The sequence below is a fragment of the uncultured Roseicyclus sp. genome, from assembly GCF_937892565.1.
Classification (GTDB): domain Bacteria; phylum Pseudomonadota; class Alphaproteobacteria; order Rhodobacterales; family Rhodobacteraceae; genus Roseicyclus.
Genome location: NZ_CALAHQ010000040.1, coordinates 1 through 20,313 on the forward strand (window position 1 = coordinate 1; position 20,313 = coordinate 20,313).

The 20,313-nt window shown below is 62.9% G+C and carries 21 protein-coding genes; 12 read left to right on the plus strand and 9 right to left on the minus strand.

Going from position 1 to position 20,313, the window contains the following annotated elements; translation table 11 throughout:
* Window positions 1-169 precede the first annotated feature (169 nt).
* A complete protein-coding gene (locus Q0094_RS05780) occupies window positions 170-1,162 on the minus strand; it encodes an adenosine kinase (RefSeq protein WP_297616217.1) in 993 nt (330 codons plus the stop codon).
* Window positions 1,159-1,803 (minus strand): endonuclease III, encoded by a 645-nt coding sequence (gene nth, locus Q0094_RS05785; RefSeq protein ID WP_297616220.1) that lies wholly within the window; start codon window positions 1,801-1,803, stop codon window positions 1,159-1,161. The genes Q0094_RS05780 and nth overlap by 4 nt, the downstream gene beginning before the upstream one ends.
* Window positions 1,804-1,897: 94 nt before the next feature.
* Between nth and Q0094_RS05790 the strand changes: the two genes are divergently transcribed.
* From Q0094_RS05790 to Q0094_RS05800, 3 genes are all read left to right on the plus strand, one after another.
* Complete coding sequence (locus tag Q0094_RS05790; RefSeq protein ID WP_297616223.1) at window positions 1,898-2,728, plus strand: bifunctional helix-turn-helix domain-containing protein/methylated-DNA--[protein]-cysteine S-methyltransferase; 831 nt, start codon at window positions 1,898-1,900, stop codon at window positions 2,726-2,728.
* A gap of 132 nt (window positions 2,729-2,860) precedes the next feature.
* Window positions 2,861-3,514 (plus strand): OmpA family protein, encoded by a 654-nt coding sequence (locus Q0094_RS05795; protein ID WP_297616226.1) that lies wholly within the window; start codon window positions 2,861-2,863, stop codon window positions 3,512-3,514.
* Between the two features lie 73 nt (window positions 3,515-3,587).
* A complete protein-coding gene (locus Q0094_RS05800; protein ID WP_297616229.1) occupies window positions 3,588-4,358 on the plus strand; it encodes an FCD domain-containing protein in 771 nt (256 codons plus the stop codon).
* On the opposite strand, the gene Q0094_RS05805 is transcribed toward Q0094_RS05800, so the two are convergent.
* Both Q0094_RS05805 and Q0094_RS05810 read right to left on the minus strand, forming a co-directional pair.
* Entirely contained in the window at window positions 4,355-5,194 is an 840-nt protein-coding gene (locus Q0094_RS05805) for a bifunctional allantoicase/(S)-ureidoglycine aminohydrolase (protein WP_297616232.1), read from the minus strand. The two genes, Q0094_RS05800 and Q0094_RS05805, sit on opposite strands and share 4 nt — an antisense overlap.
* 122 nt (window positions 5,195-5,316) lie before the next feature.
* Entirely contained in the window at window positions 5,317-6,057 is a 741-nt protein-coding gene (locus tag Q0094_RS05810) for an SDR family oxidoreductase (protein ID WP_297616237.1), read from the minus strand.
* A 183-nt stretch (window positions 6,058-6,240) separates the two neighbouring features.
* On the opposite strand from Q0094_RS05810, the gene Q0094_RS05815 reads away from it, so the two are divergent.
* From Q0094_RS05815 to Q0094_RS05830, 4 genes are all read left to right on the plus strand, one after another.
* Entirely contained in the window at window positions 6,241-6,921 is a 681-nt protein-coding gene (locus Q0094_RS05815) for a GntR family transcriptional regulator (protein ID WP_297616239.1), read from the plus strand.
* 97 nt (window positions 6,922-7,018) lie between these two features.
* The gene (locus Q0094_RS05820) at window positions 7,019-8,011 is read left to right on the plus strand and encodes a tripartite tricarboxylate transporter substrate binding protein (RefSeq protein ID WP_297616242.1); all 993 of its coding nucleotides are present in this window, start codon (window positions 7,019-7,021) and stop codon (window positions 8,009-8,011) included.
* Between the two features lie 67 nt (window positions 8,012-8,078).
* Window positions 8,079-8,552 carry a tripartite tricarboxylate transporter TctB family protein gene (locus Q0094_RS05825; protein ID WP_297616245.1) on the plus strand — a complete coding sequence of 158 codons (474 nt, stop codon included), beginning with the start codon at window positions 8,079-8,081 and terminating at the stop codon, window positions 8,550-8,552.
* A gap of 38 nt (window positions 8,553-8,590) precedes the next feature.
* The gene (locus Q0094_RS05830; protein WP_297616248.1) at window positions 8,591-10,114 is read left to right on the plus strand and encodes a tripartite tricarboxylate transporter permease; all 1,524 of its coding nucleotides are present in this window, start codon (window positions 8,591-8,593) and stop codon (window positions 10,112-10,114) included.
* Between the two features lie 147 nt (window positions 10,115-10,261).
* Here the strand turns inward: Q0094_RS05830 and Q0094_RS05835 are convergent, their stop codons facing one another.
* From Q0094_RS05835 to Q0094_RS05845, 3 genes are read right to left on the minus strand one after another with little or no spacing between them, the layout of a single operon-like run.
* Window positions 10,262-10,744 carry a PaaI family thioesterase gene (locus Q0094_RS05835; RefSeq protein ID WP_297616251.1) on the minus strand — a complete coding sequence of 161 codons (483 nt, stop codon included), beginning with the start codon at window positions 10,742-10,744 and terminating at the stop codon, window positions 10,262-10,264.
* An 8-nt stretch (window positions 10,745-10,752) separates the two neighbouring features.
* A complete protein-coding gene (locus tag Q0094_RS05840) occupies window positions 10,753-11,538 on the minus strand; it encodes an enoyl-CoA hydratase (RefSeq protein WP_297616254.1) in 786 nt (261 codons plus the stop codon).
* A 21-nt stretch (window positions 11,539-11,559) separates the two neighbouring features.
* A complete protein-coding gene (locus Q0094_RS05845) occupies window positions 11,560-12,717 on the minus strand; it encodes a CoA transferase (RefSeq protein WP_297616278.1) in 1,158 nt (385 codons plus the stop codon).
* A 194-nt stretch (window positions 12,718-12,911) separates the two neighbouring features.
* On the opposite strand from Q0094_RS05845, the gene Q0094_RS05850 reads away from it, so the two are divergent.
* The 3 genes from Q0094_RS05850 (at window position 12,912) to Q0094_RS05860 (ending at window position 17,279) form a co-directional block, all read left to right on the plus strand.
* Window positions 12,912-13,610, plus strand: a complete 699-nt coding sequence (locus Q0094_RS05850) for a GntR family transcriptional regulator (RefSeq protein ID WP_297616256.1) — start codon at window positions 12,912-12,914, stop codon at window positions 13,608-13,610.
* Between the two features lie 54 nt (window positions 13,611-13,664).
* Entirely contained in the window at window positions 13,665-15,191 is a 1,527-nt protein-coding gene (locus tag Q0094_RS05855) for a malonyl-CoA synthase (protein WP_297616259.1), read from the plus strand.
* 195 nt (window positions 15,192-15,386) lie between these two features.
* Window positions 15,387-17,279, plus strand: a complete 1,893-nt coding sequence (locus tag Q0094_RS05860; RefSeq protein WP_297616261.1) for an alpha/beta fold hydrolase — start codon at window positions 15,387-15,389, stop codon at window positions 17,277-17,279.
* 51 nt (window positions 17,280-17,330) lie between these two features.
* Here the strand turns inward: Q0094_RS05860 and Q0094_RS05865 are convergent, their stop codons facing one another.
* Window positions 17,331-18,080 carry a Crp/Fnr family transcriptional regulator gene (locus Q0094_RS05865; RefSeq protein WP_297616265.1) on the minus strand — a complete coding sequence of 250 codons (750 nt, stop codon included), beginning with the start codon at window positions 18,078-18,080 and terminating at the stop codon, window positions 17,331-17,333.
* A 236-nt stretch (window positions 18,081-18,316) separates the two neighbouring features.
* On the opposite strand from Q0094_RS05865, the gene Q0094_RS05870 reads away from it, so the two are divergent.
* Window positions 18,317-18,751: a hypothetical protein gene (locus Q0094_RS05870; protein WP_297616269.1), complete on the plus strand. Its 435-nt coding sequence runs from the start codon at window positions 18,317-18,319 to the stop codon at window positions 18,749-18,751.
* 77 nt (window positions 18,752-18,828) lie between these two features.
* On the opposite strand, the gene Q0094_RS05875 is transcribed toward Q0094_RS05870, so the two are convergent.
* Window positions 18,829-19,302 carry a host attachment family protein gene (locus Q0094_RS05875; RefSeq protein ID WP_297616272.1) on the minus strand — a complete coding sequence of 158 codons (474 nt, stop codon included), beginning with the start codon at window positions 19,300-19,302 and terminating at the stop codon, window positions 18,829-18,831.
* Between the two features lie 174 nt (window positions 19,303-19,476).
* Here Q0094_RS05875 and Q0094_RS05880 point away from each other — a divergent pair, with 174 nt between their 5' ends.
* Entirely contained in the window at window positions 19,477-20,073 is a 597-nt protein-coding gene (locus Q0094_RS05880) for an HPF/RaiA family ribosome-associated protein (protein WP_297616275.1), read from the plus strand.
* The last annotated feature ends 240 nt before the right edge of the window (window positions 20,074-20,313 follow it).

Here is a 20,313-nt window from a genome sequence, read left to right on the forward strand (position 1 = left end):
AATGCGCCAACATCCGGCTCTGGTGGGGATGGCAGCGGCGGGGGCTCTGATACCTGTTCGCGGTCTACGCTCGACATGGTCGCCACAACGGTCGGTGGCGCGCGACCTGGCGCGGCGCTAGGGCTTTTGGCGCGGCTTTTCGCCTTGGCGCAAGAGGTTACGCGCCGCTCTAGGACAACCCGGCTTCGGCAAAGACCTCTGACAAGGGCCGCTTGGGCCGGGGTCCGACATGGCGGATCACCTCGGCGGCGGCGGCCACGCCCATCCGACCGGCCATGGCCAGATCGCGCCCTGTGGCCATGCCATACAGAAACCCGGCCGCGAATTGATCGCCCGCCCCTGTTGCATCGACCGGTGTGATCCGTGTCACCGGCACCTCGATGCGCTGCGCGCCGCGGATGATCTTTACCGGCTCGCCGGAATGGGTGCACACCACCATGTCGCAAATGCCGGCGGCCCGTGCCAGGGCGCCATCCAGATCATCGGTCTGATAGAGCGCCAGCCATTCCTCGTGATTGCCGATCACATAATCCATCTCGCCCTGGATCAGCGCCAGGAAATCGGCCCGGTGCCGATCGACGCAAAACGGATCTGACAGGGTGATGCCCACCTTGCCGCCACCCTGTCGGCAATACTGTGCCGCGGCGGCAAAGGCGGATTTGCCTTCGGGCTTGTCGTAGAGATACCCCTCAAGAAACAGCCAACGCGCGGCACCCGCCACGGCCGGGTCGACATCGCCCGCGTGGAAATCGGCACCCGCACCCAGATAGGTGTTCATCGACCGCTCCCCGTCGGGCGAGACAAAGATCATCGAGCGTGACGTGGGCGCAGGCGCATCCTTGGCCGGAGGATTGGGAAAATCGGTGCCCTGTTCTGCCATGCCGGCTGCATAGAAACGGCCCAGCGCATCGTCTTTCACCTTGCCCAGAAACGCGGTCCTCAGGCCCAGCGTGCCCGCCCCCGCGATGGTGTTGGCAACCGATCCGCCCGGCGCCTGCACCCGGTCGCGCATCGCGGCATACAAAAGCTCGGCCCGCTCGCGGTCGATCAGCTGCATGATGCCCTTTTCAATTCCCATCAGGTCCAGAAAGCTGTCATCGCCATGGGAAATCACATCGACAATGGCATTGCCGATGCCCACCAGATCATAGGGTTTGGTCATGGGGTCTTGTCCTCGTATTGGCACAGGTCGCGGATGATGCAGACCGCGCAGCGGGGTTTGCGCGCGACACAGACATACCGGCCGTGCAGGATCATCCAGTGATGGGCATGTAGCTGATATTCGGCCGGAACATGGTCTTCGATGGCGCGCTCGACGGCGTCGACATCACGGCCCGGCGCCATGCCAGACCGGTTGCCGAGGCGAAAGATATGCGTGTCGACGGCCTGAGCGGGGAAATGCCACCACATGTTCAGCACCACATTGGCGGTCTTTCGCCCGACACCGGGCAACGATTGCAGCGCCGCGCGGCTTGATGGCACCTGACCGCCAAATTCCTCGACCAGGATGCGGCTCAGCTTGATGACATTGCTGGCCTTGTTGCGATAAAGGCCGATGGTCTTGATATGCTGGATCAAGGCCTCCTCGCCCAGGGCGAGCATCTTTTCGGGGGTGTCGGCGATCTGGAACAGGGGCCCTGTGGCGCGATTGACACCCACATCGGTGGCCTGAGCGCTCAGCGCCACGGCCACAACCAGCGTAAAGGCGTTGGTGTGATGCAATTCACCCTTGGGTTCCGGCGCGGCGGCGTGGAACCGCGCGAAGATCTCGCGCATCGCGGCATAGGAAAGTTGCTTGGCCATGGTGCCTTTTGGCGCGTGTCGCGGCTTGCGGCAAGCGCGTTTTGGCGCAAGTTTCGGGTCGCGCGACCGCGGCCGGTCAGGCTATGCTTGGCTTATGACCGATACATCCGCCTATCACTACAACGTCATCCGCCGGGCCATCGATATCATTGATGCGGCCAGGACACCGCTCAGCCTCGAAGATCTGGCGCAAGCCATGCAGATGAGCCCCACCCATTTCCAGCGTGTCTTTTCGGCATGGGCGGGTGTCAGCCCCAAGCGCTATCAGCAGTATCTGGCGCTAAGCCACGCCAAACGATTGTTGCAGGAGCGTTTCACCACACTCGACACCGCGCAGGCCGTGGGCCTGACCGGCACCGGGCGGCTGCACGATCTTTTCGTGACATGGGAGGCGATGGCGCCCGGCGCCTATGCGCGCGGCGGGGCGGACGTGACGATCCGGCATGGATGGCACGACAGCCCTTTTGGCCCGATGCTGGCGCTGGCGACCGACCGGGGGCTGTGCGGTCTGGGATTTGCCGCCGAAACCGGCGCCGAGGCGACGCTGGCCGATCTGATGGCCCGCTGGCCCGCCGCAACCCATGTCGAAGACCCGACGGCCGTTGCGCCCTTGAGCAAGGCCGTGTTCGACGGTGCGGGCGCGGCACGGCTGCATCTGATCGGGGCACCCTTTCAGATCAAGGTCTGGGAGGCGCTCTTGCGCATCCCCACGGGTCATGTGACCACCTATTCCACCATCGCGGACGCCATCGGCCATCCCCGTGCCGTGCGCGCGGTGGGAACGGCGGTGGGGCGCAACCCGATCAGCTGGCTGATCCCCTGTCACCGGGCGCTGCGCAAATCGGGGGAACTGGGCGGCTATCACTGGGGCCTGCCCGTCAAGCGCGCCATGCTGGCATGGGAGGCCGCGACCACCCAGACGTGACGCAGATGTGATGGGCGTCTTTCCGCGCTTGGGAGATTTCCCGCTGCGCAACGCAAAGAGCCCTGATATGATATCCAAGACATCTGCGCCCGCACAAACCGGGCCATAGGGCAGTATGAAAGGGGTAATCTTATGAAAGTGACTTTGAAACGTGTCGTTCTGGCCACCGCTTCGGCCTTGGCGCTGACCGGCTGTGTCAGCAACACCGCCGAGCCGATGGGCCAGCGCACGCAAAGCGGCGCGATCATCGGCGGCATGCTGGGCGGTTTCCTGGGCGCCACCAACAATGACAGCAATCCCGGGCTGGGCGCTGTGGTGGGGGCGGCCACCGGCGCCTTGGCGGGTGGCGCGATCGGCGCGTCGCTCGACCGACAGGCACAAGATCTGCGCGGAACGCTGGCCGATGACCGGATCATGATCCAGAACACCGGGCGCGAATTGATCGTCACCATGCCCGACGGCATCTTGTTTGATGTCGACAGCGCGGCAATCCGCGCCGGGCTGCAACGCGACATCCGCGCCTTGGCCCGCAATCTGCAGAAATACCCCGACACCACCGTCAATGTTCTGGGCCACACCGACAACACAGGATCGGCCGCCTATAATGAGGGTCTGTCAACCCGCCGGGCACAGGCCGTGGCCGGTGTTTTGCTGGAAGAGGGCGTGTCACCCGCACGCGTGCGCGCCATTGGCCGGGGCGAGGATGATCCGGTCGCCAGCAACCTGACCGCCGAGGGCCGCCAGCAAAACCGCCGGGTCGAGGTCATCATTCGTCCGATCCGGTAAGCGCGTCCACACGTCGATGCTGGACAGCCCCCTTTCGCTGGTCATATCACTTGACCAATCTGGAGGGGGTCCCATGCCGTTCCAACGTGTCGAAGCCGAAAAACTGTCGCAATCCGTGGTGCGCCAGATCGAACAGCTGATCTTGCGCGGCATCCTGCGCCCCGGGGAACGGCTTCCCTCGGAGCGCGAATTGAGCGAGCGTCTGGGTGTCTCGCGGCCCAGCCTGCGCGATGCGGTGGCCGAATTGCAGGCGCGCGGCCTGTTGGCGACGCGGGCGGGTGCCGGCATCTATGTGGCCGATGTGCTGGGCTCGGCCTTTTCGCCTGCGCTGATCCGGCTGATCGCCAGCCATGAGGAAGCGGTGTTTGATTACATCGCCTTTCGCCGCGATCTGGAATCCATCGCCGCCGAACGCGCGGCGGTCCACGGGTCGGATATCGACCTCAAGGTCATCGACGCGATCTTTCAAAAGATGGAAGCCGCCCATCGCAAGCGCAACCCCGCCGATGAGGCGGAACTGGACGCGGAATTTCACCTTGCCATCCTTGAGGCCAGCCACAACGTGATCTTGCTGCACATGATGCGCTCGATCTTTGATCTGTTGAAGCAAGGCGTGTTCTTCAACCGCCAGATGATGTTCAAGAGCCGCACCACCCGCGATCTGCTTCTTGATCATCACCGCGCCATCAACGAGGCGCTGCAAGCGCGCGACGCCCCCGCCGCGCGCGCCGCCATCAACGAACATCTCAGCTATGTCGAAAGCCGCCTGGGTGAATTGCGCCGCGCCGAAAAGAACGAGGAAATCGCTCGCCTGCGCTACGCGCATGAGCAAGAACGCGGCTAGAGATCCAGCGCCATGTGCCGGTTCACATCCTTGTAAAGCAGGTAGCGAAACCGCCCCGGCCCGCCCGCATAGCAGGCTTGCGGGCAAAAGGCGCGCAACCACATGAAATCGCCCGCCTCTACCTCGACCCAATCACGGTTGAGCCGATAGACGGCCTTGCCCTCGAGCACGTAAAGCCCGTGTTCCATCACATGGGTTTCTGCAAAGGGGATGCAGGCGCCGGGTTCGAAGGTCACGATGTTGACATGCATGTCATGGCGCAGATCGTTTGGATCGACAAACCGCGTGGTGGCCCAGCGGCCATCCGTGCCGGGCATGGGCGTGGGGGCCACAGCGCCATCCGAGGTGAAAAACGCCTCTGGCCGATCGATGCCATCGACCGCGACATAGCGCTTGCGCACCCAATGCAGCGTCGCGGGCTGGTCGGTGTCGTTCAAGATCGTCCAGCCGCAACCGGGCGGAAGATATGCATAGCCGCCCGTGGCCAGCGCATGGGTGGCCCCGTCAAGATGCACCGACACGGCACCGCCCACGACAAACAGCACGCCTTGCGCGCCCGCTTCGGGTTCGGGCCGGTCAGATCCGCCGCCCGGCGCGATTTCCACGATCAACTGCGCGAAGGTTTCGGCGAAGCCCGTCAGGGGCCGCGCCAGAACCCAAGCCCGCGTGCCCCGCCAATGTGGCAGAAAACTGGTCACGATATCGCGCATCACGCCCTTGGGGATGACGGCATAGCTTTCCGTGAACACCGCACGGTCGGTCATCACCTGCGTCTGGGGTGGATGGCCGCCAGGCGGCGTGGCGTAGAATGGGCTGGGGTCGGTCGGAAGCGGCATGAGCGATGGGTCCATCGATGGAAGCGGTGCGTCGAGACGTGACAAGGCGCAGGGGTCAACCGCCCCCGCAGTGCCATCCTTTCGCACAGTGCGGCCAAAGGAAAGCCCCGACCGTGCAGCCCTCAGGTCGCCTCGCCACCATTGACCGCGATCATCTGCCCCGAGACAAACCGCGCCTCGGGCGAGCACAAGAAGGCCACCATGGCCGCCACATCCTCGGGGCGGCCCATCACGCCCGCCGGGATCGACTTGACCCGCGCCGGATCATCGACCGTTTCGCTTTCCTTGCGGATCTGGCCCGGCGAAACGACATTGGCGGTGATGCCATGCACGGCAAATTCCTGTGACAGCGCCTTGGTCAGACCCCAGACCCCATGCTTGGCCGCCGAAATCGGGGCGCCTTCGTGATAGCCGCGCATGGCCTTCATGCCCGTGAAATTGACGATACGCCCCCATTTGCGCGCCACCATGCCGGGCAGACAGGCACGGCTCAGCCGAAAGGCCGCCGTCAGCGCGGTGTCCATCACCGCGTCCCAATCGGCGTCCGAGGTTTCCAGAAACGGCTTGTGCGGTCTTTGGGCGGCATTGTTCACCAAAATGTCGACAGCGCCGAAGCGATCATGCGCGGCCTGAACGATGCGCGCCACATCCCCGGCGCTCGCCACGTCGCCCATCGCGATCAGCGCCGATCCGCCCGCTGCGGCGACACGGGCGGCGGTTTCTTCGCAACCCGCCAGATCACGCGCACCATTGACCACAACATTGCATCCCATCCGCGCCAGTTGCAGCGCGATCGCCCGTCCGATGTTTTGCCCCGACCCCGAGACGAACGCCGTCTTACCTGCCAAAATGCCAACTGTCATGCCGCGCCCATCCCTTTGCTTTCATGTGGCTTTCAAGGCTTTTTCCAAAACCGCAGCCCGTCACGCCCGCCCTTGGCCACGCTGCCGCGTTACCCGATCGATTGGCATTTGGCTACCCGGCCTTTGTTGGTCAATCAACAGAATATTGTTGACAATTGAGAGATGGCGGCATGAATTGCCCCCATGGAACTGGATCAAGACACCCGCCCTCATGTCGCTTTGCGTCGCCAGCGCCCCTTGGTGCTTGAGGTGCGCGACGAGCTTGAGCGCATGATTTTGCATGGTGACATCGCGCCGGGTGATCGGCTGAACGAATATGCCCTGGCCGAGCAATTGGGTGTCAGCCGCGCCCCCGTGCGCGAAGCGGCCCGGTCACTGGAGCGCGAGGGGCTGGTCACGGCCGTGGCCAACGAAGGCGTCTATGTGCGCAAGCTTGGTCTTGAGGATGCGCTGCAACTCTACGATCTGCGCGCGCTGATGGCGGGGCATCTGTGCGCGGTTCTGGCCAGCCATGCCGATGCCGCAATCAAGGCAGAACTGCGCGGCTGCGTGGCACATATGGACAGCCTGATCGGTTCGGGCGACGAACCCGGCTATTTCGAGCTGAACCTTGCCTTTCACGATCGCATCGCCGAGGCGGCAGGCCCGAACGCCGACCGCGCGCGCGCACTCTACATCGCCTTTGGCAAGGAGGTGCGGTTGCTCAGGCGGCGGGTGCTTGATGGCGCGGCATCGTTGACACAATCAAACGAAGAACATGACCGGATCGTGGCCGCCATCGAGGCGGGCGATGTCGAAGGCGCACGCAAGGCGGGCGCCTGGCACCATGAAAACGGCAAGAAAAGATTGTTGGACAGGCTTTGATCGAGGGACATATGGCAGTCTGTCCAGCCATCCACGCGGATCTGCCCCAAGGGGCAAAAGATCCGCACACACAAACCGAAACCCAAGGGAGGACTACATGACACTTCACACCGATCAGATCGCAAGCCGCATCAAGGCTGGCGTGTTGGGTATGGCACTGGCCGCACCCCTCGCTCTGGCAGGTGCCGCACAGGCACAAACCTATCCCGATCCGGCACAGACGCTGGATTGGACGATCGCGTTTGGCCCCGGCGGCGGCAACGACATCATGGCGCGCACGATCGTCGAGATCTTGAATACCTATGACCTCTATCCCGGCAACATCACGCTTGAGAACCGCGCGGGCGGTTCGGGTGCCGTGGGCTGGGGCCACCTGTTTGGTCAGGCCGGTTCGGGCTATGGCATTTCGACCACCTCGGGCAGCTTCGTGACCACGCCGCTGCAGGCAGACCTGCCTTGGGCGCCCGCCGATTTCACCCCCGTGGCCTTGCTGGCCACCGATGATCTCGTGCTGGTCGTCGCGGGCGATTCCGAGATTCAGGATATCGGCCAGTTCATCGAATTCGCCAAGGCCAACCCGGTCAACATCGGCGGCACCGGCACGGTGAACGTGGACTTCATCGTTCCCGCGCTTTTCGCACAATCGGCAGGGTTTGAGTTCGAATACATCTCGTTCAACTCGATGGCCGATCAGACGACCGCCCTATTGTCGGGTGCAATCGACGCGATGGCGGGCAACCCCGGCGAGATCCTGGGCCTGATCGACTCCGGTGATCTGCGTGCCTTGGCCTATTCGGGCAACTCCACCCCCGAAGCCCTTGCAGGCGTGCCCACGATGGCAGAAGCGGGCCACCCGATCGGCGTGTCGATGCCGCGCGGCCTGATCTTGCCGCCCGATGCACCGGCAGAAGCCCAAGCCTTCTGGATCGAAACCATGCAGCGCGTGGTCGAGACCCCGGAATGGGCCGCCTACATCGAAAACAACACGCTGACCCCCACCTTCCTGTTCGGTGAAGAATTCCGCACCTTCCTGACCGAGACACAAAACGGCTTTGAAGAAGTTTTGCGCTCGGTCGGCGCGATCCAGTAATCGGGACCTGAACCGTGGGCCGGGCGTTATCGCGCCCGGCCCATTTTCCTTGAGCAACGGGGTGGACATGCGCATCGTTTTCTTGCTGGCTGTCTTGGGCGGCGCGATCTTCTACAGCTACATCGCATTTTTCGATCTGACCTTCCTGACGCGGACCGGTCGGATCGGCCCCGGATTTTTTCCGCGCATCGTGGGCGCAACGATGATCGTCATGACGCTGTGGGCGATCCTTGACGCCTTGCGCGACCGCCGGGCAATCGCCGCGGGCGCGGCACCCGGTCCCAATGACACGCCGCCCGGGATCTGGCGGGATGCCATCATCCTTTTGGTCATCGTGCTGTGCTATGCGGTCTTGCTGCGGCTGTTTGGCGGCTTTGTGTCTACGGTGATCTATCTTGGGGTTGCGCTGTTTGTGTTCAATCCGCGCCGCCATCTGCAAAACGCGCTCATTGCGGTGATCTTTCCGGGCGCGGTCTATCTGGCATTTGATCGCTTGTTGAACGCGAACATGCCGCCCGCCCTATTCACTCTGCCGTTCTGATCGGCAAGGCCGCAACGCGACCGCCAAGGGAGCCAAGAATGGACATTTTCTCTGACCTCTTCATGGGCCTGTCGATCGCCATCACGCCCATGAACATGCTGTATCTGCTGATCGGCGCCGTGGTGGGAATGATCGTGGGCGTGATCCCCGGCTTCGGGCCATCGGCCGGTCTGGCAATCTTGCTGCCGCTGACCTTTGGCATGGAACCTGTGGGGGCCATCATGATGCTGGCCGCGATCTATTACGGGTCGATGTATGGTGGCACCATCACCTCGATCCTGCTCAACACGCCGGGCGAAAGCGCCACCGTGGCGTCCACCTTTGACGGCTATCCACTGGCCAAAAAGGGCCGTGCGGGACCGGCGCTGGTGATGCAGGCCGTGGCGTCATTCGTCGGCGGCACAGTCGGCGTATTGCTGATCACCGTTCTGGCGCCCATGTTCAGCCAGGTGTCGCGCAGCTTCGGGCCGCCGGAATATTTCCTGCTGGCGCTCATGGGATTGCTGACACTGATCGTGATGATCGGCTCGAACTGGAAGCTGGGCGTGATTTCGGCCTTGATCGGTCTGGCGCTTGGCACCGTCGGGGTCGATCTGGAGACCGGACAGGGCCGTTATACCTTTGGCTCGGCCGAATTGATCGGCGGCATCTATTTCATCCCGATCGCCATTGGTCTTTTCGGTCTGGGCGAGCTGTTTTATGCCTTCTACACCGGCATGCACCGCGCAGGCGAAGGCACGCTGGTCGATTATCGCAAGGAAACCCGGTTCTGGCCCACCGCGCAGGATTACCTGTCGACCCGCTGGACCATGGTGCGCGGCTCGATCCTTGGGTTCGTCGTGGGCGTGATCCCCGGCGCGGGCGCCACCATTGCCTCGCTCATGGCTTATTCGGCGGAACGCTCGCTGTCGAAAACGCCCGAGAATTTCGGCAAGGGTGAAATGGCGGGGCTTGTAGCGCCCGAAACGGCCAATAATGCCGCCTCATCGGGCGCGATGGTGCCGCTGTTGACCTTGGGCATCCCGGGCTCTGCATCGACAGCGGTGCTCTTGGCGGCCTTCATGTTGTGGGGTCTGCGCCCCGGCCCGCTGTTCATGGAACAGAATTCGGAACTGGCATGGGGCCTGATCGCGTCGATGTATCTGGGCAACATCATCCTTTTGGTGATCAACATCTTCGCGATCCCGCTGTTTGTGCAGATCGTCAAGGTGCCCTACCGCATGCTCGGGCCCTGCATCGTGGTGATCTGTGCGCTGGGAACCTTTACCGTGAACGCCAGCTTCATCGAGGTCTGGCTGATGATGGGGGCGGCGATCGTGGGCTTTTTCATGCGGATGTATGGCTTTTCGCCCGCAGCCTTGGTGCTGGCGCTGGTTCTGGGGCCCTTGGCCGAACAGGCGCTGCGCCAGACACTGACCATTTCGCGCGGGTCGTTCGACATCTTTTTCGAACGCTCGGCGTCGCTGTCGATCATTGCGGTCACGATCGGGCTGGTGGTTTTGCTGCCGCTGATGGGTCGCTGTGGCGCCCGCGCCAAGGCCGGCAAAAAGATCGAAGGCTAAGACCGGGCGGCACACGCACCGGTTCAAAAGGACAAAGGCGCGGGGGCTGGTCCCCCGCGCCTTTTCATGACCGAAGCGACAGTCTTGCCCATGGTCGACAAGCAACGCCCGACTGCCAAGACCGTGCCAACCCCGGGGGCTGCGGCGTCAGGCGGTGGTTTGGGCGTCGGGCATTTTCCATGTGGCCGTCGCATGGGCCGCCAGCTTGCCATCGGGACCATACAGATGGCTTTCCATGAACGACAAGCCGCGCCCGCGCTTGGTGAAACGTCCCTCGCAGGTCACGCTGCCGCCCGACACGGGGCGCATGAATTGCACCTTCATCTCGATCGTGGCACCGGGCCCCGCCACCTTGGCCACCAGATGGCCCATCGAGATATCCATGGCTGACGCCATGACACCGCCATGCAACACACCTTGGGGGTTTTTCAGCATATCGGTCACCTCAAAGCTCAAGCGGCAGACCTGCTTGTCGGGGTCGGCCGCCGCTTCGGGCAGATAGGCAAAGGACAGGCCCAGAAAGCGGGCGAAAAAGAACCGCTCAAAGGCCTGTTCGTGATCGTCCAACGCGTGATCAAGGCGCCTGCGCGCCTCAACCACATCGATGCGGGCCGGTTTGGTGTCGTTCATCGGGCCCGTCACGCGCCGATGAAATTCGGTTTGCGCTTTTCCATGAACGCGCGACGACCCTCGATATAGTCCTGACTGTCGAAACAGGCCTTCACGCGGGCCTCACATTCGGCCAGATCGCGCGCGCTTTCCGGGGCAACGGTCTGGCCGACGATGTATTTCACCGACCCCACCGTCATCGGAGCATTTTCCGCGATCATGCGGGCCGTGTCTTCGGCCACTTGCGCGACCTGGTCATCGGGCACGACACGATTGACCAGCCCCATGATCCGCGCCTCTTCGGCGTCGAAACGGCGGGCGGTGTAAAAGATCTCCTTGGCAAAGGACGGGCCGACCACATCGACCAGCCGCTTGATCCCGTAATAGCCATAGCCCAGACCCAGCTTGGCCGCGGGCACCGCAAAGCTTGCCCCCGCGCCGCAAATCCGCAGATCGCAGCACAGCGCCAGCGCCATGCCGCCACCGATGCAAAACCCGTCGATCTGGGCGATGGTGGGCTTGGGAAAGGCTTCGACCATGTCGTAAACGCGCTTGGTGGTGGCGTTGTAATGGGCCACCGCCTCTTCGCTGGCGCGTTCGCTCTCGAATTTGGAGATATCGGCCCCCGACACAAAGGCTTTGCCCCCTGCCCCCGACAAGATCAGGATGCGCACGCTGGGATCAGCCTGAAAACGGGTCACGGCCGCCTCGACCGCCTCCCACATCTCGAGCGAGACGGCGTTGCGCTTTTCGGGCTGGTTGAAAATGATGCGGGCGATATCGCCGTTTTGTTCGGTCAGGATCTTGTCGGTCATGGGTGGTGTCCCTTCGGATCGTCAGATGGCGCCAGAGGCTTTCATGGCAGCGATCTGGGCTTCGGTGTAGCCGATTTCGGTCAAGATATCGGTGGTGTGCTGCCCCGCAAGCGGCGGTGGCGTGGCAATCATGCTGGGGGTGCGGCTCAGGATGATGGGCTGGCCCACCAGTTCGGTCGCGCCGCGCTCCTGGCTGATGACAGGCTGGGCCAGACCCAGATGGCGCACCTGCGGGTTGGAAAACACCTGACCGATATCGTTGATCTCGCCCGCGGGCACGCCAGCGGCGTTGAAACGCTCGATCCAATCGGCGGTGGTGGCGGTGGCGGTGATTGTCTCGATCTCGGCGTTGAGCGCGTCGCGGTTCTTGGACCGCGCGGCGGCATTGACGTAGCGCTCATCGGTTGCCCAGTCAGACCGCCCCATGCTGTCGCAGAATTTCCGCCAGATCTGATTGCCGGTCACGGCGATATTCATGTAGCCATCATGGGTCTTGAACACGCCGGTCGGGATGGTGGTGGGGTGATTGTTGCCCGCCTGTTTGGGCACGTCGCCGTCCATCAAGAAACGCGCGGCCTGAAAATCCAGCATGAACACCTGTGCCTGCAACAGCGATGTCTGCACCCATTGACCGCGCCCGGAACTTTGACGCTCGAATAGCGCGATCAAGACGCCTTGCGCCGCAAACAGCCCCGCGCACAGATCGGCGATGGGAATACCCACCCGCATCGGCCCGCGACCGGGTTCACCCGTGATGGACATCAACCCGCCCATGCCCTGCGCAATCTGATCGAAACCGGGGCGGTCGGCCAGCGGGCCATCCTGCCCAAACCCCGAGATCGAGGCATAGATCAGCTTTGGATTGGTCAGGCTGAGCGTCTCGTAATCGATACCAAGGCGGTTTTTGACGTCGGGGCGGAAATTCTCGACGATGATGTCGGCGGTATCGGCCAGCCGCTTGAAGGCCGCCAGACCATCGGGCGACTTGAGATCCAGCGTCAGCGAGCGCTTGTTGCGGTGCAGGTTCTGGAAATCGGGGCCATGGCGCGGCCCGCCGAATTGCGCCTCATCCACGGGCGCTTCGATCTTGATCACATCGGCGCCCCAATCGGCCAGTTGTCGCACACAGGTCGGCCCCGATCGCACGCGCGTCAGATCCAGCACGCGAATCCCCCTCAAGGCCGCGCTTGGCGATGGGCCTGAACCCGATGGTCCGGCACCGGAACTTGCGTTGATATCGGGCTGATGTGCCGGCGAATTCATGCTCTCTCCCCGTGGTGCAGATGATATGTTTTGTGTAAGTCAATTGCCTGTGGCTGACAATAAAAATGTTAAATGTTGACAAAATTCCCGACACGAGGTGAGGTGCGCACATGGTTACATCCGTCAAGACAATCGGGTTGCAAAGAGCGACGCTTGCCGGCGAAGTGCGCGGCGAGATCGAGCGCATGATCGTCGGCGGTGATCTGGCCGCGGGCGAGAAACTCAATGAATTGTCACTGTCGACCGCGATGGGGGTCAGCCGCGGCACGGTGCGCGAGGCGATCCGCTCGCTGGCCGATAGCGGGCTGATCGATCTGATCGCCAATCGCGGTGCCTTTGTTCACAAAACCACGCTGGCCGAGGCGCGCAATCTTTACGATCTGCGCGGGGCGATCTTTGCCATGGCCTGCGCGGCGGCCGCGCGACGCCTGCGCGAGGGGGCAGAGCCGCGGCTGGCGGCACAGCTTGAGCGCAACCTTGACCAGATGCGCACGACCCATGCCAATGGCGATGTGGCACGCTACTATGCGCTCAACATCGAATTCCATGATCTGCTGCTGCGGGCGTCGGGCAATCCCAAGGCCAAGATCATGTATGACAACCTTGTGCGCGAAATGCACCAGTTCCGGCGCAAGGGCCTGTCGCTGGTCACCAATGTGGCCGAGTCGATCGCCGAACACGAGGACATCACCCGTGCCATCGCCGCAGGCGACGAAGAGGCGGCCCGCCTTCGCGCGCTGGACCACATCAGCGGCGGCTTTGGCCGTTACATGACCCTAGCCGAACCGGATGCCGGCACGAAAAGCTGAACACCCCCCCGGCAGCAGCATCCCGCAAGACCCGCAAGACCCCGAGGACATGGTATGACGAACCCGCTTTATGATGCGCTCTTTGCCCCCCATGAGGGCAAGACCACCGCTTTTGTGCACCTGCAAGACGGCAGCACGCTGAGCCACGCCGCCTTTCTCGATATCGCCGACCGCACGGCGCATGCGCTGGTGGCGCTTGGGGTCAAACCCGGCGACCGGGTTGCGGTGCATGCCGAAAAATCGCCCCAGACTCTGGCGCTATACGTCGCCTGCATCAAGGCGGGTGTCGTGTTCTTGCCGCTCAACACTGCCTACACGCCCAAGGAACTGGACTATTTCGTCGGCGACAGCGGCGCCGTGCTGTTTGTCTGTGACCCGGCACAGGCTGACGCGATGGCGCCCATCGCGGCGACGGCGGGCGCCATGCTGCACACGCTGGGCGCGGATGGTGCGGGCAGCCTGAGCGATCTGGTGGCCTGCCAGCCCGGCACAGGCTTTGCCGCCGTGTCGCGCAGCGCGGATGATCTGGCGGCCTTTCTTTACACCTCGGGAACCACGGGGCGCTCCAAGGGGGCGATGCTGACGCAAGAAAACCTGTTGTCCAATGCGCAAGCGCTGGTCGATGTCTGGCGCTTTACGGCGGATGACGTGCTGTTGCATGCGCTGCCGATCTTTCACAGCCATGGCTTGTTCGTGGCGACCAATGTGATGGCGCTGGCGGGCGGCGCGATGATCTTCTTGCCGAAATTCGATCTTGAAACCGTGCTGGCGCGCCTGCCGCAGGCGACGACGATGATGGGGGTGCCCACCTTTTACACGCGGCTTCTGGACGATCCGCGCTTTGACCGCGATCTGGTCGGGCACATGCGGCTGTTCATCTCGGGTTCGGCCCCGCTTTTGGCCGAAACCCATCGGGCGTTCGAGGCGCGGACCGGGCATCGCATCCTGGAACGCTACGGCATGACCGAAACATCGATGAACACCTCCAACCCCTATGACGGCGAGCGCCGCGCAGGCACGGTGGGCTTTGCCCTGCCCGGCGTCGAGGTGCGCGTCTGTGATCCCGAAACCCGCGCCGAATTGCAGGTGGGCGAGATCGGCATGCTGCATGTGCGTGGGCCAAATGTGTTCAAGGGCTATTGGCAGATGCCCGAAAAGACCCGCGAGGAATTGCAAGACGATGGCTGGTTCATCACCGGCGATCTGGCCCGTATCGATGCCGATGGCTATGTCACCATCGTGGGTCGCGGCAAGGATCTGATCATCTCGGGGGGCTACAACATCTACCCCAAGGAGATCGAGGTGTTCCTGGATGCCCAACCGGGTGTGAAGGAAAGCGCCGTGGTGGGCGTGCCCCATCCCGATTTCGGGGAAAGCGTGGTCGCTGTTCTGGTGCCCGAAGCCGGCGCCACCCTTGATCTTGCCGCCATCGAGACGGCTGCGCGCGCTGAGCTGGCGGGGTTCAAACGCCCTCGCCGGGTCGAGATCATGGCCGATCTGCCGCGCAACACCATGGGCAAGGTGCAAAAGAACGATCTGCGCGCCCGCTTTGCGTCGGTGTTTCAGCCCAAGATCGACTGACAAGGCCCCGCTGCGATCCTTGGCCATGGGTGCATATCCGGGCCAAGGCGTGCCGGGGCTTGACCGATGTTAAGGCACAAGGGGCGCCGGGTGGGCAGGCTCGGGGCGATGCGTTCCCATCAGATGAACTTGGGCGCGACCATGCGCGGCGCCACGACAGACGCAGGGCTGCGGTCGCGCCGGAAAAGGCCCGTCATGCCCGACCAAACACCCGACACCGCGCGACATGCCAGACAGCCACGCCGACACGAAGCGCCCGAAACCGGTGCCACAGACCCCGGCGCCGCACTGGCCGAACAGGCCGAGCTGGCGTGCGGCCTGCAGGCCAGACCGCCCGAGCTTGCCCACCGTTCGCCCGATCTGTCGCAAGATCGCTATTCCACCAAAAGTCTGGATCGTGCGACCAACGCCCATCTGGCGCGTTTCACGCTGGGCATTTCGCCCTATGGGCTGGCGTCAACCATGTTCACATGGTGGGTGCATCTGTTGGGCTCGCCCGGCAAACAGGTGCAACTGGTCGAAAAGGCCGCGCGCAAGACCACACGGCTTGCAATTCATATGGCCGAAGCGGTCCGCGACCGCGACACACCACCCTGCATCACCCCCCTGCCCCATGATCATCGGTTCGACCACCCAAGCTGGAAGCTGTGGCCCTACAGCCTGATCTACCAGAACTTTCTTCTGACCCAGCAATGGTGGTACACGGCCGCATGCGACATCGATGGGGTAAGCCCGCGACAAGAACAGGTCGTGTCCTTTCTCAGCCGTCAATTGCTCGACATCATCTCGCCGTCGAATTTCGTGGCCACCAACCCCGAGGTCGCGGCAGCAACGCTGCAACAAGGGGGCATGAACCTTGTGCGCGGTGCCCGGAATTTTCTGGAAGATTGGGAACGCGCGGTTTCGGGCAAGCTTCCTGTCGGAACCGAGGATTTTCTGCCGGGCCGCGATGTCGCCATCACAGCGGGCAAGGTGGTGTTTCGCAACCGCCTGCTTGAGCTGATCCAATATGCGCCCAAGACCGACAAGGTATGGGCCGAGCCGATCTTGATCATTCCCGCCTGGATCATGAAATTCTATATCCTTGATCTGAGCCCAAGGAATTCCTTGGTAAAGTACCTTGTTGAGCAAGGCTTTACCGTTTTCATCGCCTCATGGCGCAACCCGACGGCCCAAGATCGCGACACATCCATGACGGATTATTTCGCCGCCCTCGAAGCCGCGATCGATGCGGTGTCGGCGATTGTGCCCAAACGCAAGATCCATGGCATCGGCTATTGTCTGGGCGGCACGCTGATGGCCGCCAAGGCCGCACAGATGGCCCGCGACAGCGATGACCGCTTGGCCAGCCTGACGCTTCTGGCCACTCAGACCGATTTCGAGGAACCCGGCGAATTGCAGCTGTTTGTCAGCGAAAGCGAAGTGGCGTTTCTTGAAAACATGATGTGGGATCAAGGCTTTCTGGATACCAAGCAAATGGCTGGCGCGTTTGAGCTGTTGCGCTCCACCGACCTGATCTGGTCACGCTATATCCATGACTATCTGATGGGTCAGCGTCAGGGCATGTTTGACCTGATGGCATGGAATGCCGATGCAACCCGCATGCCTTATCGGATGCACAGCGAATACCTCAGGCGGTTCTTTCTCGACAATGAACTGGCCGAAGGCAGATATGTGGTGGGCGACAAGCCGGTGTTGCTTAGCGATATCGTGGCGCCGATCTTTTGCGTGTCGACCACATCCGATCATGTCGCGCCGTGGCGGTCAGTCTACAAGCTGCACCTGTTGACCGATGCACCCGTCACCTTTGTCTTGACCAATGGGGGCCACAATGCGGGCATTGTCAGTGAACCGGGCCGCGACGGGCGGCATTTCCGCTTGCGCATGACGCAAGGCCATGACCGCCCCCTGACGCCCGAAGAATGGCAAGCTTCGACCGATCTGCAACAAGGATCATGGTGGCCCGCGATGCTGGCATGGCTTGCCGGGCATTCGAGCGGCCAATCAGCGCCCCCTGAGCTTGGCACGCGTGCTGCCCCCTATCGGGCACTGGGCGACGCGCCGGGCAGCTATGTGTTGCAACGCTGACCGCACGGCCTGTCTGCACGGGTGCTGGCCGGGCTTTGTGCCGTGACCGCGTCAGGCGGCCGGCACGATCTGCTGGCGCAGCACAGGCGGATCGATTTCCGCAATCGCGGCCAAGGCAGGAAGATCGCGGATGACCATCCGCATGGGGGCGCGCAGCTCCAGGATATCGTCGCGGCGAAACCGCTGCAGCGTGCGGCACATATGCACCGCCGACAGGCCGCAAAAATCCCCCAATTGCTGCTGTGTCATGGGAATGTGATAGGCCCACCCCTCCGACAGGCCGCCACCGGTCGAGCGCAGGCACAATTCGCACAGCGCAAAGGCCACGATGCTGTCGGCGCTGCCTTTCCCCAATCGCAACATGCGCGCCGACATGCGCGACATCGCCGCCCGCACCGACCCATCGCTGGCACGCGCCAGATCGGGGCGCTCCCGCAACAGGCGCTGCCAGTCCTGACGGGGAATGGCCGCATAGCTCACATCCGTCAGGGCCTCGATCTCGACCACGCTGGTGCAAAGATCGGCCGAAACCGCATCAAGAAATCCGCCCGGCAAAACCACATCGACAATCTGGCGATGGCCATCCAACATCGATTTGGCGACCGCAAGCCAACCCGAGAAAAGCACATAATGCCCCCCCGCCACCTCGCCCTCAAGCTTGAGGGTCGAACCCGCCCGGCGCATGACGCGATGGGTGTCGGCCAAGACATCGGCGAACGGCGGCACGCCGATGGCCTGCGCGCCGTTGGACCACGGCGCGGGATCGCGCGCATCCTCTCGGCATGGCCGTTGGTGATTCATGCGCTGACCCTCCCGGTGGCGGTATGCGCCGCACAAACGGACAGCGCGCCGCCCCACCACCAGACGCAAGCTATCAAGGTGCTGCCCGGACAGTCATTGATGGCCATCAAGCGCGCGCATGTTCTGGCGCGGCACGCGGCTGGGGCGGGATTAACCAAGGTTAATGCGTCGGGCCGCCGGGCTGACATCATCGCAACATCCGCGCAGCCCCCCAATCAACCCTGTGGAGCGACAAGATGACCCGAAAAAGCACCACACATATCGGCGACATGATGGATCAAGCCCGCGCCGTCTTGTCCGCAAACCCGGCCATCGCCCCGCAAATGGCGCAGTTCTGGAAGGCGCAAGACCAGATGCTGCAAGACGCCGAAACCTATTCCCAGGCCTGGTTCGCGCGCCGCCATGTCGCGATCAAATCCGCGCTTGATGCGCTTGGCAAAAGTGATGGCGCAGGCGGGATCGACCCCGCAAGATCAGTGCAACTGGCCCTGGAGTGGCAGCGCCAGTCCTTGCAGCGGATGGCAGACGACATGCAGCAATGGATGACGCTTTGCACGCGCTGCGCGGGCCACATGACCGAGGCCGAGATCGAAGCCGGAAAAGAGGGCGCCGAACATCTGGTCAAACAGGTCGCTGCAACCACCCCGGTGAAGCACGCAACGCCGGTATAGGCGATGGCGTCCGAAACCATGCAATCGGGACACATGCCCGGGCCTGTCGCACCGACAGGCACATCATGGCGCCAAGCCTAGCCCGCAGCACTTGCCGTGATCGCCGCTTCGATCTTGTCGAGCGGGAACTTTGTATAGTCCTTGGCAATCTCGGCCATGATCATGTCGGTCAGCGGCGCATCCAGCGCCTTGCGCAGCGCACCCAGCGTGCGCGGATCGGCAATGATCACAAGGTGGCGAAACTGGCCCGATGCCGCACCAGAGGACAGCACCTGTGCGACATGCCCGGCAAAGCGCTCTTTCGCGACACGATGCCAATCGGTTTGCTCCATCGCGCTTTTGCCCCATGGCTCGACCCCATGCCCGGTCTGGCGCACCGCATCGTTGCGCCGCCCCGGACGATCGCTGGCCAATTCATGGGCCGGCGGAATTGGGCGGGTCTCATGGGCGACCATCTCAAGGTGCAGCGCCAGACGATCGCCGACATTGCGCAAAAGCAGATATGTTTCGCCATCTGCGACGAGAACCCATGTTCCATGTTCGATTTGCACGGCGGTCTTCCTTATCCGTTGCGCGACCCATGTGTCGGGCCTGCATGCTAACAGGATCAGGCCCGCGCGACTTAACGCGCGTTAAGGTGCCCCCGGACAAGGCGCGGCACTCTGGGTTTGGGGTTTTTCGCCGCATGATGCGGAGTGCAGACCCGAAAACCAGAAAGGCCGGGCATGCAGACCGCATTGGAAATCGCCTTCAAGCATGTGGCGCCCACCGAGGACCTGAAGGCCCTGATCCACGAAAAGGCCGCGCATCTGGAAACGCTTTTTGATGGCATCACCAGTTGCCACGTCTTTGTGCGCGCACCCCATGGCAGCCAGCGGGTTGGCAATCTGTTCGAGGTGACTGTCGAAGTGCGCGTGCCGGGCAAAGAGCTGGTCGTGCGCCAACATCACAAGGATGTGCCGCAGCATGCCCATCTGCACGTCGCAATACGCGATGCCTTTGCCGCCATGGCGCGCGAGGTGACGGGCTGGAAAGCGCAGATCGGCGGCACCGTCAAAGCCCATGACGGCCCCCTGCAAGGCAAGGTGGTCAACATCCGGCATGACAAGGATTTCGGCCAAATCATCGCCACCGACAACCGTCTGATCTATTTCCATAAAAACAGCGTGATCGACGGAAGCTTCGACACGCTGCAACCGCGCGATGCCGTTGAACTGGTGGTGCAAAGTGATGAGAGCGCAATCGGCCCACAGGCCAGCAGCGTGCGCCGGATCTCGACCCTGGCCTTTGACCCCACCCGCAAACCCAGCCGCAGGTCTTGACCCGTGGCAAGATAGCCTACCCATCTGACACGGCGACATGATCGTGCCAGATCGCGCTCCGTGCGGCCGTGGTGGTGGCTGATCTTGCCAGCGCCGTGGCGCGGTCGTGGCAAGCGACACACGGCGGCGGGCCGCCTTCAGATCGAGACCTGCGCAAAGATATCTTGCCGTGTCACATCGCCAGCGGCCGCCGACAGCACCACACGCCCCCGGTTCAACACGCAAAAGCGATCGGCCAGC

What these genes read in the sequence shown, in the direction of transcription:
- Q0094_RS05855 (WP_297616259.1), top strand. Translation starts at nt 13,665, where the DNA reads ATGACGAACCCGCTTTATGATGCGCTCTTTGCCCCCCATGAGGGCAAG.
- Q0094_RS05850 (WP_297616256.1), top strand. Translation starts at nt 12,912, where the DNA reads ATGGTTACATCCGTCAAGACAATCGGGTTGCAAAGAGCGACGCTTGCC.
- Q0094_RS05805 (WP_297616232.1), bottom strand. Translation starts at nt 5,194, where the DNA reads ATGCCGCTTCCGACCGACCCCAGCCCATTCTACGCCACGCCGCCTGGC.
- Q0094_RS05860 (WP_297616261.1), top strand. Translation starts at nt 15,387, where the DNA reads ATGCCCGACCAAACACCCGACACCGCGCGACATGCCAGACAGCCACGC.
- Q0094_RS05800 (WP_297616229.1), top strand. Translation starts at nt 3,588, where the DNA reads ATGCCGTTCCAACGTGTCGAAGCCGAAAAACTGTCGCAATCCGTGGTG.
- Q0094_RS05865 (WP_297616265.1), bottom strand. Translation starts at nt 18,080, where the DNA reads ATGAATCACCAACGGCCATGCCGAGAGGATGCGCGCGATCCCGCGCCG.
- nth (WP_297616220.1), bottom strand. Translation starts at nt 1,803, where the DNA reads ATGGCCAAGCAACTTTCCTATGCCGCGATGCGCGAGATCTTCGCGCGG.
- Q0094_RS05830 (WP_297616248.1), top strand. Translation starts at nt 8,591, where the DNA reads ATGGACATTTTCTCTGACCTCTTCATGGGCCTGTCGATCGCCATCACG.
- Q0094_RS05810 (WP_297616237.1), bottom strand. Translation starts at nt 6,057, where the DNA reads ATGACAGTTGGCATTTTGGCAGGTAAGACGGCGTTCGTCTCGGGGTCG.
- Q0094_RS05795 (WP_297616226.1), top strand. Translation starts at nt 2,861, where the DNA reads ATGAAAGTGACTTTGAAACGTGTCGTTCTGGCCACCGCTTCGGCCTTG.
- Q0094_RS05870 (WP_297616269.1), top strand. Translation starts at nt 18,317, where the DNA reads ATGACCCGAAAAAGCACCACACATATCGGCGACATGATGGATCAAGCC.
- Q0094_RS05840 (WP_297616254.1), bottom strand. Translation starts at nt 11,538, where the DNA reads ATGACCGACAAGATCCTGACCGAACAAAACGGCGATATCGCCCGCATC.
- Q0094_RS05815 (WP_297616239.1), top strand. Translation starts at nt 6,241, where the DNA reads ATGGAACTGGATCAAGACACCCGCCCTCATGTCGCTTTGCGTCGCCAG.
- Q0094_RS05825 (WP_297616245.1), top strand. Translation starts at nt 8,079, where the DNA reads ATGCGCATCGTTTTCTTGCTGGCTGTCTTGGGCGGCGCGATCTTCTAC.
- Q0094_RS05835 (WP_297616251.1), bottom strand. Translation starts at nt 10,744, where the DNA reads ATGAACGACACCAAACCGGCCCGCATCGATGTGGTTGAGGCGCGCAGG.
- Q0094_RS05780 (WP_297616217.1), bottom strand. Translation starts at nt 1,162, where the DNA reads ATGACCAAACCCTATGATCTGGTGGGCATCGGCAATGCCATTGTCGAT.
- Q0094_RS05820 (WP_297616242.1), top strand. Translation starts at nt 7,019, where the DNA reads ATGACACTTCACACCGATCAGATCGCAAGCCGCATCAAGGCTGGCGTG.
- Q0094_RS05790 (WP_297616223.1), top strand. Translation starts at nt 1,898, where the DNA reads ATGACCGATACATCCGCCTATCACTACAACGTCATCCGCCGGGCCATC.
- Q0094_RS05880 (WP_297616275.1), top strand. Translation starts at nt 19,477, where the DNA reads ATGCAGACCGCATTGGAAATCGCCTTCAAGCATGTGGCGCCCACCGAG.